The sequence below is a fragment of the Acidaminobacter sp. JC074 genome (assembly GCF_022496765.1).
Classification (GTDB): Bacteria; Bacillota; Clostridia; order Peptostreptococcales; family Acidaminobacteraceae; genus JABXKX01.
The window spans coordinates 1-430 of record NZ_VANV01000143.1 but is presented as its reverse complement, the minus strand read 5'-3'; the positions used below and the strand labels follow the sequence as shown (position 1 = coordinate 430).

The window sequence follows — 430 nt, the reverse complement described above, 5'->3', positions numbered from 1 at the left end:
TGAAGTTCAGCAATTTGATTATTGTAAGTTGCAATTCTACTTTTTATTACATTACCATCAATTAAAATCTGATCCAATGATTCCTTAAATGTTAGGGCTGCTAAATTTGAAACACCTAAATCTATAGCCATCACTTCATTCGTCTTCCTTAATCTAGGTTTATGAATTTCATAAACTACTTTCACTTCATACTTGCCACCAGATAGTTTCTTTAATGTCGTAGACTTAATATTTTTATCTGACAAAAATAAACTGACTTCCTTTGGAAGATTAATCTCAATGCATCTCAAATTGTTCTCTTTTTTCATCACTTTACCAATAGACAGCAACATAGTCTCGTTCTTTAACCTAACAGCATTCTTCAAAAATGTTGGTGTCATCTGCCTGTTCTCGTGTTTATATCTGGGCATCGATGGCTTTTGATTGTTTT

General features: G+C 32.1%; 1 protein-coding gene. It reads right to left on the bottom strand.

Annotated features, from left to right (window positions below; all coding sequences use genetic code 11):
* Nucleotides 1–410, bottom strand: a 410-nt coding sequence (locus EZV73_RS28445; protein WP_240843941.1) for a transposase, incomplete at its 3' end; no start/stop codon positions are given.
* Nucleotides 411–430 lie beyond the last annotated feature (20 nt).